Annotated in this window: 17 protein-coding genes and 2 pseudogenes; 15 read left to right on the forward strand and 4 right to left on the reverse strand. The window is 50.5% G+C overall.

Annotated elements, in window-relative coordinates:
- Positions 1-19: 19 nt before the first annotated feature.
- Positions 20-676, reverse strand: coding sequence for a 3'-5' exonuclease (locus tag NST07_RS07275; RefSeq protein ID WP_341090802.1), 657 nt, complete (start codon positions 674-676; stop codon positions 20-22).
- Between the two features lie 152 nt (positions 677-828).
- On the opposite strand from NST07_RS07275, the pseudogene NST07_RS07280 reads away from it, so the two are divergent.
- Positions 829-1,347: pseudogene (locus tag NST07_RS07280) on the forward strand (TerD family protein); the annotation flags it as partial.
- 153 nt (positions 1,348-1,500) lie between these two features.
- Entirely contained in the window at positions 1,501-2,172 is a 672-nt protein-coding gene (locus tag NST07_RS07285; RefSeq protein WP_341097583.1) for a VWA domain-containing protein, read from the forward strand.
- Between the two features lie 42 nt (positions 2,173-2,214).
- Here the strand turns inward: NST07_RS07285 and NST07_RS07290 are convergent, their stop codons facing one another.
- Together NST07_RS07290 and NST07_RS07295 are read right to left on the reverse strand one after the other, a co-directional pair.
- Positions 2,215-2,778 carry a GNAT family N-acetyltransferase gene (locus tag NST07_RS07290; RefSeq protein WP_342481292.1) on the reverse strand — a complete coding sequence of 188 codons (564 nt, stop codon included), beginning with the start codon at positions 2,776-2,778 and terminating at the stop codon, positions 2,215-2,217.
- A gap of 558 nt (positions 2,779-3,336) precedes the next feature.
- On the reverse strand, positions 3,337-3,486 hold the full coding sequence (locus tag NST07_RS07295) for a hypothetical protein (RefSeq protein ID WP_341090804.1): 150 nt from the start codon (positions 3,484-3,486) through the stop codon (positions 3,337-3,339).
- A 478-nt stretch (positions 3,487-3,964) separates the two neighbouring features.
- Between NST07_RS07295 and NST07_RS07300 the strand changes: the two are divergent.
- A pseudogene (locus NST07_RS07300) lies at positions 3,965-4,165 on the forward strand (IS3 family transposase); the annotation flags it as partial.
- Positions 4,166-4,612: 447 nt separating this feature from the next.
- Complete coding sequence (locus tag NST07_RS07305; protein WP_341090805.1) at positions 4,613-5,017, forward strand: hypothetical protein; 405 nt, start codon at positions 4,613-4,615, stop codon at positions 5,015-5,017.
- A gap of 607 nt (positions 5,018-5,624) precedes the next feature.
- Here the strand turns inward: NST07_RS07305 and NST07_RS07310 are convergent.
- Entirely contained in the window at positions 5,625-6,008 is a 384-nt protein-coding gene (locus tag NST07_RS07310) for a hypothetical protein (RefSeq protein ID WP_342481293.1), read from the reverse strand.
- Positions 6,009-6,233: 225 nt separating this feature from the next.
- Between NST07_RS07310 and NST07_RS07315 the strand changes: the two genes are divergently transcribed.
- From NST07_RS07315 to NST07_RS07365, 11 genes are all read left to right on the forward strand, one after another.
- The gene (locus tag NST07_RS07315) at positions 6,234-7,127 is read left to right on the forward strand and encodes a LysR family transcriptional regulator (protein ID WP_341090807.1); all 894 of its coding nucleotides are present in this window, start codon (positions 6,234-6,236) and stop codon (positions 7,125-7,127) included.
- 123 nt (positions 7,128-7,250) lie between these two features.
- Positions 7,251-7,766, forward strand: a complete 516-nt coding sequence (locus tag NST07_RS07320) for a GNAT family N-acetyltransferase (RefSeq protein WP_342481294.1) — start codon at positions 7,251-7,253, stop codon at positions 7,764-7,766.
- Positions 7,767-7,770: 4 nt separating this feature from the next.
- Positions 7,771-8,667 (forward strand): transporter substrate-binding domain-containing protein, encoded by an 897-nt coding sequence (locus tag NST07_RS07325; RefSeq protein ID WP_341090810.1) that lies wholly within the window; start codon positions 7,771-7,773, stop codon positions 8,665-8,667.
- 33 nt (positions 8,668-8,700) lie between these two features.
- Entirely contained in the window at positions 8,701-9,483 is a 783-nt protein-coding gene (locus tag NST07_RS07330) for an amino acid ABC transporter permease (protein WP_341090811.1), read from the forward strand.
- Positions 9,483-10,193, forward strand: a complete 711-nt coding sequence (locus tag NST07_RS07335; RefSeq protein ID WP_038587370.1) for an amino acid ABC transporter permease — start codon at positions 9,483-9,485, stop codon at positions 10,191-10,193. The genes NST07_RS07330 and NST07_RS07335 overlap by 1 nt, the downstream gene beginning before the upstream one ends.
- Positions 10,190-10,942 carry an amino acid ABC transporter ATP-binding protein gene (locus tag NST07_RS07340; RefSeq protein WP_076114529.1) on the forward strand — a complete coding sequence of 251 codons (753 nt, stop codon included), beginning with the start codon at positions 10,190-10,192 and terminating at the stop codon, positions 10,940-10,942. The genes NST07_RS07335 and NST07_RS07340 overlap by 4 nt, the downstream gene beginning before the upstream one ends.
- A gap of 11 nt (positions 10,943-10,953) precedes the next feature.
- On the forward strand, positions 10,954-11,970 hold the full coding sequence (locus tag NST07_RS07345) for an LLM class flavin-dependent oxidoreductase (RefSeq protein WP_341090813.1): 1,017 nt from the start codon (positions 10,954-10,956) through the stop codon (positions 11,968-11,970).
- A gap of 50 nt (positions 11,971-12,020) precedes the next feature.
- Positions 12,021-13,202: an amidohydrolase gene (locus NST07_RS07350; RefSeq protein WP_341090814.1), complete on the forward strand. Its 1,182-nt coding sequence runs from the start codon at positions 12,021-12,023 to the stop codon at positions 13,200-13,202.
- Between the two features lie 20 nt (positions 13,203-13,222).
- Entirely contained in the window at positions 13,223-14,374 is a 1,152-nt protein-coding gene (gene solA / locus NST07_RS07355; protein ID WP_341090815.1) for an N-methyl-L-tryptophan oxidase, read from the forward strand.
- Positions 14,374-14,853, forward strand: coding sequence for a DinB family protein (locus tag NST07_RS07360; protein WP_341090816.1), 480 nt, complete (start codon positions 14,374-14,376; stop codon positions 14,851-14,853). The genes solA and NST07_RS07360 overlap by 1 nt, the downstream gene beginning before the upstream one ends.
- Positions 14,854-14,871: 18 nt before the next feature.
- Positions 14,872-16,209, forward strand: a complete 1,338-nt coding sequence (locus NST07_RS07365; protein WP_342481295.1) for an LLM class flavin-dependent oxidoreductase — start codon at positions 14,872-14,874, stop codon at positions 16,207-16,209.
- The last annotated feature ends 41 nt before the right edge of the window (positions 16,210-16,250 follow it).

Raw genomic sequence — 16,250 nt, forward strand, 5'->3', positions numbered from 1 at the left:
AGCGGGTTGCCGGGCTGTCTCAGAAGCGCTGCTCAAAAGGTGCTGCCGGGAGCAGCGGAACCCGTTTTTTGCCGGGTTTCTTTGCTGCTTTTTTGGGTGGTGATTTAAAAGGAGTATATCCGCCCGAATACATCGTTCCGGCTTTATAGCCTTGACTGTCCGCGAGCAGCAGCGGTTCGAATTGCTGCTGCTGTTCCATCAGCTTCAATAAGATGATAGCCGCAGCCCGGGCATCATCAAGTGCGTCATGATGCTTCAGACGGATGCCGAAATGCTGTGAGATTACATTCAATTTATGGGAAGGCAACTCCTGGAGCATTTTTTTTCCCAGCAGATAGGTGCACATATATTGAAAATTCGGGTAGCTGGTCCCTGAGGCATCCAGACAATAACGCAGCACGCTCATATCGAAGGCGGCATTATGCGCCACAACGATTTCGCCTTGCAGCAGCGGTTCGAGCAATGGCCACAGCTCAGCAAAAGTAGGCTGCCCCTGGACCATTGACGGCGTGATCCCGTGAATAGCAATATTCATCCCGTCAAACCGCTGGCGCGGGTCAATCAGCCAGACATGCTCGGCTGTAATAACGCCTTCTCTAACCTGGACAAGACCCAGGGAGCAGGCGCTGGAGCGGCTGGAATTCGCCGTCTCAAAGTCAATTGCTGTAAAGTTCATTTGGTAAAGCCCCTTATCTATCAGGTATATCACTAATACTAAAGTAGTGAGGGGGTAAATACAATCTAGCAATTTTACAAAATCTTGTGAGTATGATACTCCTTATATATGAAAAATTGGAAGAGTACATCGAGGAATGAGGAGATGAGGTTATGCTGCAGCTGCTAAAGGGTCAAAAGGTAGATGTAACTAAAGGGAAAAACGTATATGAGCTTACGTTATCCTTCGGATGGTCAACCGCTAATCAAGAGATGGGGATAGATGCCGCTGCTTTTCTGTTGTCGGAGCGGGGACGCTGCGAACGTGATGAGGACTTTATTTTCTATGGAAATCCGGTATCACAGGATGGAGCCGTAACACACACAGTCTTGAAGCAGGGAGATAAAGAAAGTCTCTCGGTTTCATTGTCCCGTCTGCCGCAGCAGGTTGCCCGGATCGCCTTGACATTGACTATCTATGAAGGCGAACAGCTGAATCACCGTATGAAAGATGTATCCGGCCTTTATCTGAAGCTCCAGGATCGTCAGAGCGGCGAGGAACTGCTCCGTTTTGAGTATGGCTCTGATTTATCCGATGAGACAGCGATCGTAGCAGGAGAATTATACCGCCATAACGGGGAGTGGAAATTTAACGCCATCGGCAGCGGTTTTAATGGAGGCTTGGCTGCTCTATGCGTCAATTTCGGACTTGAAGTGGAAGAGGCAGGTTCTGCGGAGGTTGCTGCTGCAGCTGAAGTGCTGGCACCGCTTGAACCGCCTTCACCCACACTGCCGCCAGCACCAGCCGAGCTGTCCGCTCCACCGGAACCTGTAAAGAATTCTGTCCTGTCTACCATTGATCTGCGCAAAAAAATAGTTCAGTTCACACTCGAAAAGAAGCAGTTGACCGGAGTAACGGCCCGGGTTGGGGTTGTGCTGGATATCAGCGGCTCGATGAGAGATCTGTATACCCGCGGCATCGTGCAGGAGGTCGTAGAACGGATACTGGCCGTTGCCTGCAAATTTGACGACAATGGCTCGCTGGATGTCTGGGTGTACGATAACGAATTCAGCCGGCTGCCCCCGGTTACGGAACGGGACTTTGAACAATATGTACAAAGACATATTCTAAAAAATCCTTCGATTCATAAATTCGGGCGGAACAATGAACCTCCGGTGATGGAGGATGTGATCCGCAAGTATACCAAAGAAGATAAGGATTCTACTCCGGTATTCATCATATTTATCAATGACGGAGGCGTCTTGAAATTAACCAAAAAGGTGATTATGAAGGCAGCTGTCCAGCCGATATTCTGGCAGTTTGTCGGGATCGGCAATTCGGATTTCGAAGTGCTGGAAGGATTGGACAACATGACCGGCAGAGTCGTGGACAATGCGGACTTTGTTCACTTGGACCGGATTGAAGGAGTATCGGATGACGAGCTGTACGACAGGCTGCTCAATGAATTTCCGCACTGGCTGAAGGCGGCCAAGGACAAACGGATTCTCACGACGTAAGGGGAAGTTCAACATTTTTGCAAGAATAGGCTGGCCCATGGGCTAGCCTATTCTTGTGGTTAGGGGTTGTTCCCTCTGAGCACCGGGGAAGGATTGCAGATCCAGCCGGAAACCTTTAACCAGAGTATTCCCGTTTATAATATCGGTCTCGAAATGCCGTTTGAAGCCCAGCCGTTCGTAGAGCCTGATCGCCGAGACCATCATATCCGAGGTGTGCAGGTTCAGGGTGGAGGCGCCCAACTCACGGGACCTCCGGGCGGCTTCCCGAATCAGGAGTGCAGCAACGCCGCGGCCGCGTACGTCAGGGGAGACGGCAAGCAGGCGCAGTACAGGGGAGTGGATGCCAAGCTCCGGCTTGCCGTAAGCCGTTTCCGAGGAGGTGAACAACAGTGCGCTGCCGACAATCTGCTGGCTGGTTTCAGCGATGATGCGCGCGAACGGGGCATCACCGTGTACGGAATCAAGGATTGAATTCCGGTACGCTTCCCACTGCGGCTCAGGCATGCCGGCAGAATATTGGCTGTATGCGGACAGCAGCACTTCGGCAATTGCTTCGCGCTCACTTTCTGCAGCGTCACGAATAATGATCTCTTTTGACATGTTCACGAAATACCTCCCTTACTTAAGTCAGGTGGAAAGATCAGTCGAGTGACGTTTATTATAACTGACAAATCGCATAAACATAAGAGGAATTTAACATTTCTGATAAATGAATAGAAAAGTTCTATCTATCTTTGTGATTTATTTAACTAGGTCTGCCCAATTAACAAACAAACACGGTTTTCGAGACACTGTAAATAACGGTTAGGGTCTCGGCGGAAGCGAAGGCGTTTGTTACCTTCGAGTAGTCGGGATTCCCATCCCTTACGTTCGCGAAGGTAACACTCACATTCCACACAGCTCAGCCGATTCAAGAGATTCTCTTGTTTCAAGGCATCCTCGACCCAAACAACAAATTCTCCATTTCGCCAGATGTAGCGATTCCAACTGCGCAGCCCCGTCATTCGGCGGTGACGTATCTTGGTCAGGCGCTCTTGCCGCCTTAGAGCCGGTAGCATCAGCCCCACCGTTCTTAGACCTCTGCTTTCTTTCCATTCCGGATCAATATACTTTAGTCAAACAAAAAAACGTCCAAGCGGGATACACCACCTGAACGCTTTTGAATTACTGACCTAAGACATACCTGATAGCAATAAGGACAATTTGAATTAACGTCTGACGTCCCTCTTTGGATTTCATATACTCCCAAACATGACGACCAGCAGACTTCACGCCTGTCCACATTTTGAAAACAATCGATTTGGTTCTCTTCATTTCAACCCCTCCTTTCCTCTGCAATCAATATAAGAAAGCCAGCCATGAATTTATCAGATGGAGCGTAATAAGCCTGCCTAACGATTCAGATACAACATGATAAGCAATCCGGCTCATATTATTAACAAGAGCATGTCGTATACTTGTCAGGCTTTCTCAACTCCGGCTGCTCATTCTCGTATGAAATGGCAGAAGATGATTTCAGGGTTTTTAACTTCAAGCTGAAGGAACCAAAATCGGGCCTTTTCTATGTACTTCATCATAAGCTGTTCATTCCGGAGTATAACCATTTAGCAGACCGATCCCTTTAATAGTGGCTACATCCAATCCGCCTGGTTTAAACCAGGCGGAACGAAAAAAGGGCGCTCCCCGGCAATCCATGTGGTATTATCCCCTCAAGGTAGAAAGTGAAAAAAGAGATCATGTTAGATCATGTTAGAATGATCTCAACATCTAAAAACCGGAGGGGATCTTTACTATGCGAGCAAAGAAAGGTCAAACATTTAATCGATACAGTGAGGACACGAAGAAAGAAGCTGTTCGTCTGCGAGTGGGAGAAGGTTGGGCGTACAGCCGGATCATGGAGAAGTTTGGCATTAAAAGCGAAATCCAGATTATCTTTAGCAGTGCCGAAGAGGAAAATGCCTATTTGAAAGCACAGGTAGAATATCTAAAAAAGCTCAATCCAAACTTGCACGGGGAGGGAAGCTGGATTTCGAAGCCCGGTACAAACTCGGCGACCTTTCCCTGATTGAATTCCAATCTTTATAAGATTTCCATTACGCTTAACATGTTGCTCAACATCATTTACTAGCACTCTGACATAACGCTTACCATTCTAAATTAAGTGGAATAATATTGAATTTTATTGCAATATATGCTAGTGTTTAATTGTAATATAACTCATGTTTCCCAAAGGAGCGTGTGCCATGAAAAATAAAGTTTAGTAGCATCTAACTTACTTTAATTTTTTTTGGTATTTAAGTTTTTTCTCGGAATTAGTTTAAATGAAAGTTTGATTTCAGTTAAACGATAATATTTTTTTATATTACTCGTGAAAAAAAACACATACTAATGATGGCTAAATTATTTAATTCAATATATATATCTAAAGGAGATGTTTACGTTGAATCATATAAAAAAAATAACAGTATCTAGTTTTGCTACTCTAATGATGGTTCTAGCACCTACAAGTGCAATTTTCGCTGAAGAAGCTGTTACAAACAACACGTTGCTGTCACAAGAAACGCAACCCTTAGGCAATGTTACTTTACAAGGAACAGAATGGGCACAGGTTGGACAGCAAACCGTACCTATTTACATGAATGGGCAAATAAAAGTCGTGTTAAATGGTCAATTTGGAGATATTTGCACTGTACATGCTATTGATCAATATAATAACCGAACTTACTTAGGACAATTGAACAATAAGGAATCCTTAATAACTAAACTATATGGTTACTACAAGATTGAATTAAATTTAATTAGTTCTAATAATTCAACTGGATCAACCTTCTACGTCATCTATTAGTAACTTTGTATACCTCCTGCATTTGTCTATATAAAAAAACAACAGGCGATAAAATTGCCCTGTTGTTTTTTTTCTAGGTCTGCCCAATTAACAAACAAACACGGTTTTCGAGACACTGTTGTTCATGGTCATTATTTGTCCTTGGTAGGTACGGCGTATCGTAACACGCAAACAATCCTTGCCAAAATCCGGTGCTATATCGCTCAAAATTCTCGACCATTTCGGTATCTTCTTTTCGGGTATAGGACCGTCTCATTTCGGTGCGGAGCCACTGCATTTGCACACGAACGCATTCTGCGGTTTGCGGTGCGGGCGCACTCAAAATATGGGCAGCATCTTGATGAGGCTTCAGCCAATGCTTTACTTTGTGGTATGAGGAGCAGAAGCTATCCAATGTTTCAAACAACTTCAGGAGTTTCTCACTGTAGGCGAACCCCCTTTTTTAGCGCTTCGTTGAAGCGAACCTTGAATCGCTAAGGCTTCTTAGTATACCCGAATCCCCGGAAGATCGAGCGGTGGATGCCCATCTTCGAGCAAAACGGCGCGCCACCCCCGCCAAGACTTCGCGGAGATGGTCCGTGACCGATGCGCGAAGTAGCGTCAGATATCACTCGTACAGTCGTTCACAATTCCGCTTGGAAGTAACGACTCCCCGTCGATTGAGCTCCTCGTGCAGTTCGGAAAGTGTGTAATGCTGCTTGAACCGAAGCTCTCCGACGAGGGCAAGAACATCGAATCCGTAAGAAGTATGTTTCATCACGAGCGCATCGGCCTCGGCGGATCGAAAATAGGATCCCGTATACGGGCACTCCAAATTCGGGCAGGCGTATGCCATATTCCAGATATCGAAGATTCCGTTCAGGGTATTGACGTATTTATGACAAGCAGTATGGTGCCGCTTCAATTTCGTGCCGCAGTGCGGACATTGCCGCAGTTCGCTATGGAAATACATTCTTTTTTTCGGGGTAATCCGGTTTTTAGTTGAAGGCATGAATACCTCCTCCTTCCTTACCCCTTAGGAGAATATTTCCACACCGTTAGTCAAACGGGCAGACCTAGTATTTAATGGAAATCCGACTGAAATACACGGAATATGTGTTGACAAAAAAATACGCCGTGAATAAGATATATACAAAATCTATAAGAACGTATCGCCATAATTCATTGTTAATTCATCGGAATAGTAAAATTAAACCCGACTAAGGGGGGGCTAGGTGTGAACATTGAAAATATTGAGGCCTTTGTGTACATCAACCATTATGGAAGCTTCAATAAAGCGGCTGAAGTCCTGTATATCTCGCAGCCGACTGTTACCGCCCGCATACAATCGCTCGAACGGGAGCTGGATTGCCGGGTATTTGACCGGCTGGGCAAGCAGATTAATCTCACCGATAAAGGCAAGCAGTTCCTCCCCTATGCCCAGCAGATTCTCCAGGTCTATCAAACCGGCAAGCATCAAATACAATCGAAAGGACATATTCCGAATGAGCTGAGAATCGGCAGCACTGTCTCGGTGTCCAATTATTTGATGCCCCATCTGCTGCTTCATCTGAAGCGCAGGTATCCGCATATCACGATCAAGCTGACGACAGCGTCTACGGAAGTGCTGATCAGCAAGCTGAAGTCGAAGGAGCTCGATCTGGCTTTTATCCGTAAAGTCGTAAATCCGGCGATTCAAGCTTTTCCATTCTGCGAGGACCCCATTTCGCTGTATGTGCACAAGGAGCATCGCCTGGCCAAGGGAGGCCGTGCCTCAATACAGGATATCCGTCAGGAGACGCTGGTTTTCTTTGAATGCGGCTCTTTGGACTGGATGCGGCTGCACCGTGTATTTGAGAGTATGGAGCAGCCGCCGAATATTGAATATCAGGTGGATAACCTGGAGACGGCCAAGAAGCTGGTGCTGAAACAAGCGGGGATTTGCTTTCTACCGGCACTCAGTGTGCAGGAGGAAGTGGCGGCAGGGACGCTGATCCGGGTAGATGTCGCGGAGACGGAAGGGATTTCGCTGCGGACCAGCCTGATTTCCCTGAATGGGGAAAATGCGGAGTTTATCGAAACCCTGCTGGAACTTAGCATAGGTAAAGCCGGAGATCGACTTCTTGTATAGATGTATTAAAAAACTCTATTAGCGCATGGATACCTGCGGTGATAAAGTTAATTGCATAATCATAATCACTACTAATTCGATAGGGATTATAAAATTAAAATCCGAAAGGTTGGAGGGCATACGATGGGTGAAGTATACCGGTTGGCAGAACAGAAGGATGCGGAGCAATTACTGGATATTACATATCGTGCCTATCAGCTGATTCGTGATCTGGGGCTGCATTGGCCGGCGGCAAACGCCGATCTGGCGCTGATTGAAGACAATATTTCAACTAATGAATGTTATGTGCTTGAAGTCAGCGGAACGATTATTGCGACAATCACTTTGTCGAAAGAAGAAGAGATGAAGAAGCTCAGCCCGCTACCTTTTATCAAATGGTTCGCCGTGAGTCCGGAATACAGTAACAAGGGCTACGGCGGAAAGCTGCTGGATTGGGTAGAGGAGCATATTATTCTCGGACAATTGGGCTCGCCTGAAGTCACTCTGGCAACGGCGAAAAAACATCCCTGGCTGGCTCTGATGTATGAGCGGCGGGGTTATGAACGGTTCCTGGAGCTTGATCCGCAAAATGGCGACGGCATCATGTATCTGCTGAAAAAGACACTTATAAACAAACCACATTTCATTCAAAGGGGATAGAAACATGAAGAAGTCAATCTCACTGGTATTTGCATCAATACTCACGCTGGCGATTGCCGGCTGCGGAAATAACAGCAACAGTGCTGGCGGCAACAACACGGACAGCAGCAAGAGCGGGAATGTGGCAGAAGCTGCAGCGCCTGCTAATGCGAAAGAGGGTAATGCTTCGGCAGAGCCGGCTAAGGTAACGAAGATCATCGTGGGCACAGGCACAGGTTTTCCAAAAGTCTGCTACATCGACGAGAACGGCAAGCTGACCGGGTTTGATGTGGAGCTGATTAAAGAAATTGACAATCGCCTGCCGGAATATGAATTCGAACTGCAGACGATGGATTTCAGCAACCTGCTGCTGAGTCTGGAAACCAAAAAAATCGACCTGGTCGCCCATGTTATGGAAAAAAATCCGGAGCGCGAGCTGAAGTATTCTTTTAACAAAGAAGCTTACGCCCACTGGAGAAACCGCATTGTGGTGGCTAAGGACAATGAGTCGATCCATTCGCTGGATGATCTGAAAGGTAAAAAGGTGCTGACGGGTGCAACCAGTGCACAGGCGCAAATTCTTGAGAACTACAATAAAGAGCATGACAATGCGATTAATATCGTGTACCAAAACGGTACGGCTAACGATACAGCTGCCCAGATCAGCTCCGGCCGTGTAGACGCCACGCTGGCTGCCGATTTTGTCCTTCCGATTATTGATCCGCAGAGCCAGCTGAAGGCAACGGGCGACGAGCTTTCGTCGGCAGACATTCTTTATGTGCTGCGCAAGGATGATGCTGATTCGCAGAAGCTGTCGGATGCGATTGACGGTGCGATCAAGGAGCTTAAGACAGACGGTACACTTGGCAAGCTGAGCACGGAATGGCTGGGTGCGGATGTTACAGCGAATTCGGTTCAATGATTAAGCCTGTGAGTGTGGGAAGGGAGGGAGTTTATGGGCGAACCATTTGATATCAGCTATGTATTTTCATTTTTGCCTAAGCTGCTGGGGACGTTAAACACCACACTGCTGATTGTCGCCTGCTCGCTGCTGGCAGGAATTATAGTCGGTTTTCTCGTGGCTCTGCCCCGCCTGTACAAAGTGCCGGTGCTGAAAACCTGCTCCGAAATCTATATTTCTTTTTTCCGGGGAACGCCGATTCTGATCCAGCTCTTCCTGTTCTATTACGGGCTGCCTGAAATTCTAAAACTGGTTCATGTGGATATGACCCGGACGCCGGTGCTTGTCTTTGTGATTCTAACCTACGGCCTGCATACGGGGGCATACATGTCCGAAATGATCCGGGCTTCTGTGATGGCGGTGGATAAGGGGCAGGTGGAGGCTGCCTATGCTACGGGAATGACAGGGTTCCAGGCTTTTACGCGGATCGTATTGCCACAGGCGCTTGGCATCGCGATTCCGGTATTCTCCAATCTGGTGATTGCGCTGCTGAAAGATACATCGCTGGCCTTCACGCTCGGTGTGATGGAAATGACGGGCAAAGCACAGACGCTTGGCAGTTTGACACAGCATTTTATCGAAACCTACATTGCCCTTGCCCTGATCTATCTGGTCATCAGCTATTCGATTGAGAAGCTGCTGCTTGTAGCGGAGCACCGGCTGCTGCGGCATGAGAAGCGGAGCACCCCTGAGAAAAAATCGTTTAGAGTCCACAAAAATTGGTCCTACCGGCGCATTATTGCGGAAATGGGATCGGGTAAAGGAGGCGCAGGATAATGAAACTGGACCCATCATTTATCTGGACGGCGTTCCTGCAAATCTTGAGCGCCATTCCTACCACCTTATATATTACAGTTGTCTCCGTGTCAGTGGGCTTTCTTATCGGCATTTGTGTCGCATTGATCCGGATTTACAGAGTGCCTGTCCTGTATCCGCTGGCGGTTGGATATGTGACTTTTATCCGGGGCACTCCGATGCTGACGCATCTGCTGCTGATTTATTTTGGACTTCCTGTCCTTATTGACGGACTGGCCGCCCACTTTGGCTGGGGGTTCAGGTCGGTGTCGGTTCCGATGATCGGTTTTGCCTATATTTCGTTCTCAATTACAGCGGGTGCTTATATGTCCGAGGTCGTCCGTTCCGGTCTGCTTGCCGTGGACCGGGGCCAGCTTGAAGCTGCACATTCCATAGGTATGACCACCCCTCAGGCCTTGCGGCGGATTGTCTTTCCCCAGGCGCTGGCGGCAAGTCTGCCCAATCTGTCCAATTCCGTTATTGGTATGCTGCATGGGTCAACGCTTGCTTTTACCGTTTCCGTTGTGGATATCAACGCCAAGGCGCAGATTGTGGCTTCGACGAACTGGAAGTTCTTTGAGGCGTACCTGGCGGCGGCGCTGATCTTCTGGGGGCTTACGTTCCTGATCGAGCGGCTGACGTCCCTGATCGAGAAACGGATCAATCTTTACAATCGAGGTGGAGTGGCATGATCAAGCTGGAGCGTATTTCGAAGTCGTTTGGCCGGAATCAGGTGCTGAATAATATTGATTTAACCGTCACCAAAGGCGAGGTTGTTGTCATTCTCGGCCCCAGCGGCTCAGGCAAAACTACCCTACTGCGCTGCGTGAACTACCTGGAGAAGCCCAGTGACGGGGAGATTGCCATCGGCGATTTCAAAGTGAACTGCAGGCATGCACGCAAAAAAGAGATTCATCAGCTGCGGCAAAAAACGGCGATGGTCTTCCAGCAGTATAATCTTTTCCGGCATAAAACTGCGCTGGAAAATGTGATGGAAGGGCTGCTTATCGTCAAAAAGCTTCCGAAGGAGGAAGCGAAAAAACGGAGTATCGCTTTGCTGGAGAAGGTGGGGCTTGGAGCCAAGCTGGACGCGTATCCAAGCCAGCTGTCAGGCGGGCAGCAGCAGCGGGTAGGCATTGCCCGCGCCCTGGCGCTGGAGCCGGAAGTGATTCTGTTCGACGAGCCTACGTCGGCGCTGGACCCGGAGCTGGTGGGCGAGGTGCTGGCCGTCATCCGCAAAATTGCCAAGGAAGGCATCACAATGATTGTCGTGACGCATGAAATGGGTTTTGCCCGCGATGTCGCTAATCACGTCGTGTTCATGGACGGCGGTGTGATTGTTGAGGAAGGGACACCGACAGAGTTATTTAATCATCCGCGCGAAGAAAGAACGAAGCAGTTCCTGAAGCGGATTACACCGGAACTGAACTATTCCATTTAGGAGGCCAAAATATGGCGATTACAATAAGCGTCCTCGACCAAAGTCCAATTTATCCGGGGGAAACGCCGGAAGAAGCCTTCTTGCATACGATTAAGCTGGCACAATTATCCGAGCAGCTGGGATTCCGCCGTTTCTGGGTGTCGGAGCATCATGACTCCGGGCAGGTAGCGGGTTCATCCCCGGAGGTGTTGATTTCTCATCTGCTCGCCAAGACAGAACGCATCCGCATAGGCTCCGGCGGCATTATGCTTCAGCATTACAGCCCTTATAAGGTAGCGGAGAACTTTAACGTGCTGGCTTCGCTTGCACCGGGCCGGGTGGATCTGGGGGTTGGCCGTGCTCCCGGGGGGCTGCCAAGGAGCACACAGGCATTGCAGCAGGGTAGCTTTGAACCCTCCAGCCTGACGGACAAGATTATCGAACTCGAAAAATATGTACATAACCGGCTGGAGGAAGACCATCCGCTGGCGGGGCTGAAAGCAGGCCCGATTCCAGGGACACCTCCCGAAATTTATGTGCTTGGCGCGAGTGTAGCCAGTGCGGAAATCGCTGCCGGACTGGGGTTGCCGTACGTATTCTCTTTATTCATCAATGGGGATCAGGCGATAGCGTTGGAAGCGATCGAGACTTACCGCAACAACTTCGAGACTTCGCCGGGAAAAGAACCCCGGGCAATTATTGCGCTGTCTATCCTGGCTGCCGAAACCGAGGAGGAGGCCAAAGAACTGGCCGGAGCGCATAAGCTGATCCGGATTAATCTGGCCAGCGGCAAGACACTGACGGTTGCTACCCGGGAGCAGGCGGAGGAATTTACCCGGCAGAGTACGGAAGATTACACCATAGAAGAGCGGGAGCCGGAAATTACAAAGGGGACAAAAGCCAGCGTGCGGCAACAATTGCTGGCGTTGTCCTCAGCATCAGGCATCGACGAGTTTATCGTCACGACCAATGTGCAGCCCTTCGATAAGCGGGTCCGTTCCTTTGAACTGCTGCATGAAGCACTGGCCGAAGTGCCTGCGGAGGCCTGACAAGAAGGAGCTAAGTCCGATAAACATTATCGAAGGGAAGGAGGGCTTTCATGACAAGCAAAACCGTCGAGCCCAGCGCGGAGGCGTTCTATGAAATCATTACCGGGATCCGGCGTCATTTGCACCGTTACCCGGAGCTGTCCAACGAAGAGTATGAAACCACGAAATATATTACAGTCCTGCTGGAGCAGGCCGGAGTAACTACCCTGGATTATGGGCTGAAGACCGGCGTTGTCGCGGAGATTGGCGGACTGCAGGAGGGTCCGGTAATCGCCCTGCGTGCCGATATTGATGCCTTGCCGATTCAGGAAGAAACCGGATTATCCTATGCCTCACAATATCCCGGTAAAATGCACGCCTGCGGTCATGATTTTCATACTGCGGCACTGATCGGCGCTGCTTATCAGCTTAAACAACGGGAGAAGGAATTGAAGGGAACCGTACGCCTGCTGTTCCAGCCTGCGGAGGAGAAGGCGAAGGGTGCGCAGCAGCTGATAGCCAGCGGGGTGCTGAAAGATGTCCGTGCAGTGATTGGAATGCACAATAAGCCGGATCTGGCGGTCGGAACCATCGGCATTACAAGCGGCCCGTTGATGGCTGCTGCGGATGGTTTTGTGGTTGAGATTAAAGGAGCAGGATCACATGCTGCTGTGCCGGAAGCCGGAGTCGACCCTATCGTGACAGCTTCACATGTGGTGACTGCACTCCAGTCTATCGTCAGCCGCAATGTCAGCGCATTGCACAGCGCAGTAATCAGTGTGACGCAACTTCACAGCGGGAACTCATGGAATATTATCCCGGAGTCAGCAGTGCTGGAAGGTACGATTCGCACCTTCAATGAACAGGTGCGCGGTGAGGTGCTTGAGCGATTCAGCCAGGTGGCGACCGGTGTAGCCGCTGCTTTAGGAGCAGAAGCGGCTGTTCGCTGGATCGAAGGCCCGCCGCCGGTAGTCAATGATGCCGCGCTTGCACGGCTTGGAGAGCAGACAGCAGAGGAGCTCGGCTACACCTCCGTGAAGCCGGTGCCTTCACCGGCTGGCGAAGATTTCGCCTTTTATCAGCGGGTGGTTCCCGGATTGTTCGTCTTTATGGGCACTGCCGGAAGCCGGGAATGGCATCATCCTTCCTTCAATCTCGATGAACGTGCACTTCCGGTAGGCGCCGCATTTTTCAGCAATCTGGCTGTACGTTATTTGGAACAGTTCTCTTCGGAGGGAGGTGCAGTGACATAACGAACCACTCTGTTTATGACGTGATTATCGTCGGGGCGGGTTCTATGGGCATGAGTGCCGGTTATCATCTCGCCCGGCGGGGGATCAAGACATTGCTGATCGATGCCTTCGATCCGCCGCATACGGAAGGAAGCCATCACGGAGAGCCGCGGTTGATCAGGCATGCCTACAGCGGTGACCCCACCTATACTGACTTGGCCCTGCGTGCCCATGTGCTGTGGAAAGAAGCGGAGCAGCAAAGCGGAACCGAGCTGCTTGTGCCTTCGGGAGTCCTGAATCTGGCAGACAGCGCAGTATATTCTTTCCGCGGCCAGCTGGCGGAAGCCGGGAAGCAGAAGGTACGAGTAGAGCAGCTGGATGCGCAGGAAATCCGCCGGAGGTGGCCTGCCTTGAACCTCCCGGATTTGTTCGAAGCCATGTATGAGCCGGATGCCGGATATCTCTACAGTGAGAGATGCATCGCCGCTTACCGGCAACTGGCATTGGCTCATGGTGCAGAGCTGCTGACGAATACGGCAGTACTTCATGTGACTGCGCGCGAAGGAAGTGTCACGGTCCACACGAAGAACGGAGATGTTCATGGAGGGGCGGCCATTCTGAGTGCCGGAGCCTGGTTTGGCGCGCTGTCGCCATTCATCACACTGCCGATTAAGGCGATCCGCAAGGTTGTCGGCTGGTTTCAGAGTGCGCCGGCTTTTGACAGCGGAAACTTCCCCGGATTTACACTGGGCACCGAGGAAGGCGGATATTACGGCTTTCCCAGTATTGGCGGAGCCGGCCTGAAGATCGGGCGGCATGACACGGGCTTGGAATGGAAGCCGGGTCAGAAGCTGGCCCCTTTCGGCACTGAAGAGAGTGACGAAGGGGATCTCCGCCGTGTCCTGGAGGCGTATATGCCCGGCGCAGCCGGACGGCTGCTGAAGGGGGCAGTCTGCAAATATGAGCATACACCGGATGAGGACTTTATTATCGACCGTCATCCTCGTCATACGAATGTGCTTCTGGCCGGCGGGTTCTCGGGGCATGGCTTCAAATTTTCCAGCGTTGTCGGGGAAATCCTGGCTGACTTAGCGGCAGACGGACAGACCCGCCACAATATCCGTCCGTTTTCGTTAGCACGCTTTGAGACACCGGGTCAATCGCAAGCCGGACAACTTTTGGAGGGGATCTAATGGGCAATGTGCAAATCAGGGATTATTTGAATACGCATGAGCAGCTGGTTCAGGCACTGGAGGATTTGACGGAGGAGCAATTAAAATGGAAGGCCGGGCCGGCCAGCTGGAGTGTAACCGAGGTGCTGGCTCATCTGGCCGATCACAGCATAGTGGTTTCATTCCGCATCCGCGATATTCTGGCGGGTACCGAAGTGCAGCTGCCGGTCTTTAATCAGGATGCCTGGGTCAGCGGCCAGTATGCCAACAGCGGGAATGCCGCCGACAGCCTGGAGTTGTTCCGCAGCCTGCTTCACTACAACAGCCTACTCCTCGGACGGCTCAACCCGGAAGACTGGGAGAAAAGCGGCTTTAACTTCAAAGGGGAAACGGTCAGGATTACGGACATCGTACGTTTGTTTACCGCACATGTACAGACCCACCTAGGCCAGATCGAACGTATCAAGCAGAGTGCTGGCGCAGCTTCTTATATTCAATAATTAAGAGGAGGAATGGATATGACCAAGCCAAGACAACTGAAACTGGGGGCGCTGCTGCACGGGGTAGGAGGAAGCACCTCGATGTGGCGTCATCGAGAAGCCCAGCCGGATGCGAGTGTGAACTTTGAGCTCTACAGGAAGTGGGTGCAAAAGGCCGAGGAAGGCAAGCTGGACCTGATCTTTATAGCGGACGGTTTATATATTAATGAGAAATCCATTCCCCATTTCCTGAACCGGTTCGAGCCATTGACCATTCTCAGCGCCTTGGCTGCCGTCAGCAGCAAAATAGGCCTGGTAGGCACCTTGTCCACCTCCTACAGTGAGCCCTTTACCGTGGCCCGCCAGTTCGGATCTCTGGATGTGATCAGCGGCGGACGGGCAGGCTGGAATGTTGTAACTTCTCCGCTGGAAGGCTCCGCTCTGAATTACAGCAAGAAAGAGCATCCTGACCATGGCAAACGCTACCGCATCGCCGCGGAATATTTGGAGGTGGCGCGCGGATTATGGGATTCCTGGGAGGATGACGCGTTTTTACGCGATAAGGAGAGCGGCGTCTTTTTTGATCCGGACAAGATGCACACGCTGGATCATCAAGGAGAATTCTTCTCTGTAAAAGGACCGCTGAATATTGCCCGCTCGAAGCAGGGACAGCCGGTTGTGTTCCAGGCAGGTTCTTCAGAGGTCGGCAAGAATTACGCCTCGAAAGAGGCCGATGCCATCTTTACCGGACATGACACGCTGGAGGAAGCGCAGGCATTCTACCGGGATGTGAAGGCCCGGATTGCTTCGTTCGGCCGGAATCCTGATGAGGTGCTGATCTTCCCGGGCATTGCGCCTATCATTGGCGATACCCCGGAGGAAGCCGAGCGCAAATACCAGGAGGTTGCCGGCCTCGTGACGATTGAGAACGCGCTGAATTATCTGGGCAGATTCTTTGAGCATCATGATTTCTCGCAGTATCCGCTGGATGAGCCGTTTCCGGAGCTTGGCGATTTGGGGCGAAACAGCTTCCAGAGCGGAACGGACAAAATCAAGAAGAATGCCAAAGAGCAAGGCTTGACACTGCGCCAGGTCGCTCTGCAATCCGCTACCCCGCGCAGCAGCTTTATTGGCACACCGGAGCAGGTGGCGGATCAAATCCAGCACTGGTTTGAGTCCGGTGGGGCAGACGGCTTTATGATAGCTGCCGCTGTACCGAGCGGCCTGGAGGAATTCGTGGACCGGGTGGTGCCGATTTTGCAGGAACGGGGACTGTTCCGTAATGAATACGAAAGCGATACACTGCGCGGAAATCTCGGTATACCGGTACCAGAGAATCGTTATTCCAAGTCTACGGAGCCCGCAGGGCGAATTTGAGGAAAAGATCAGCTGCAGTTTAAAAAAAGGATACTCTCCCT

Source organism: Paenibacillus sp. FSL L8-0340 (genome assembly GCF_038593145.1).
GTDB lineage: Bacteria > Bacillota > Bacilli > Paenibacillales > Paenibacillaceae > Paenibacillus_AQ.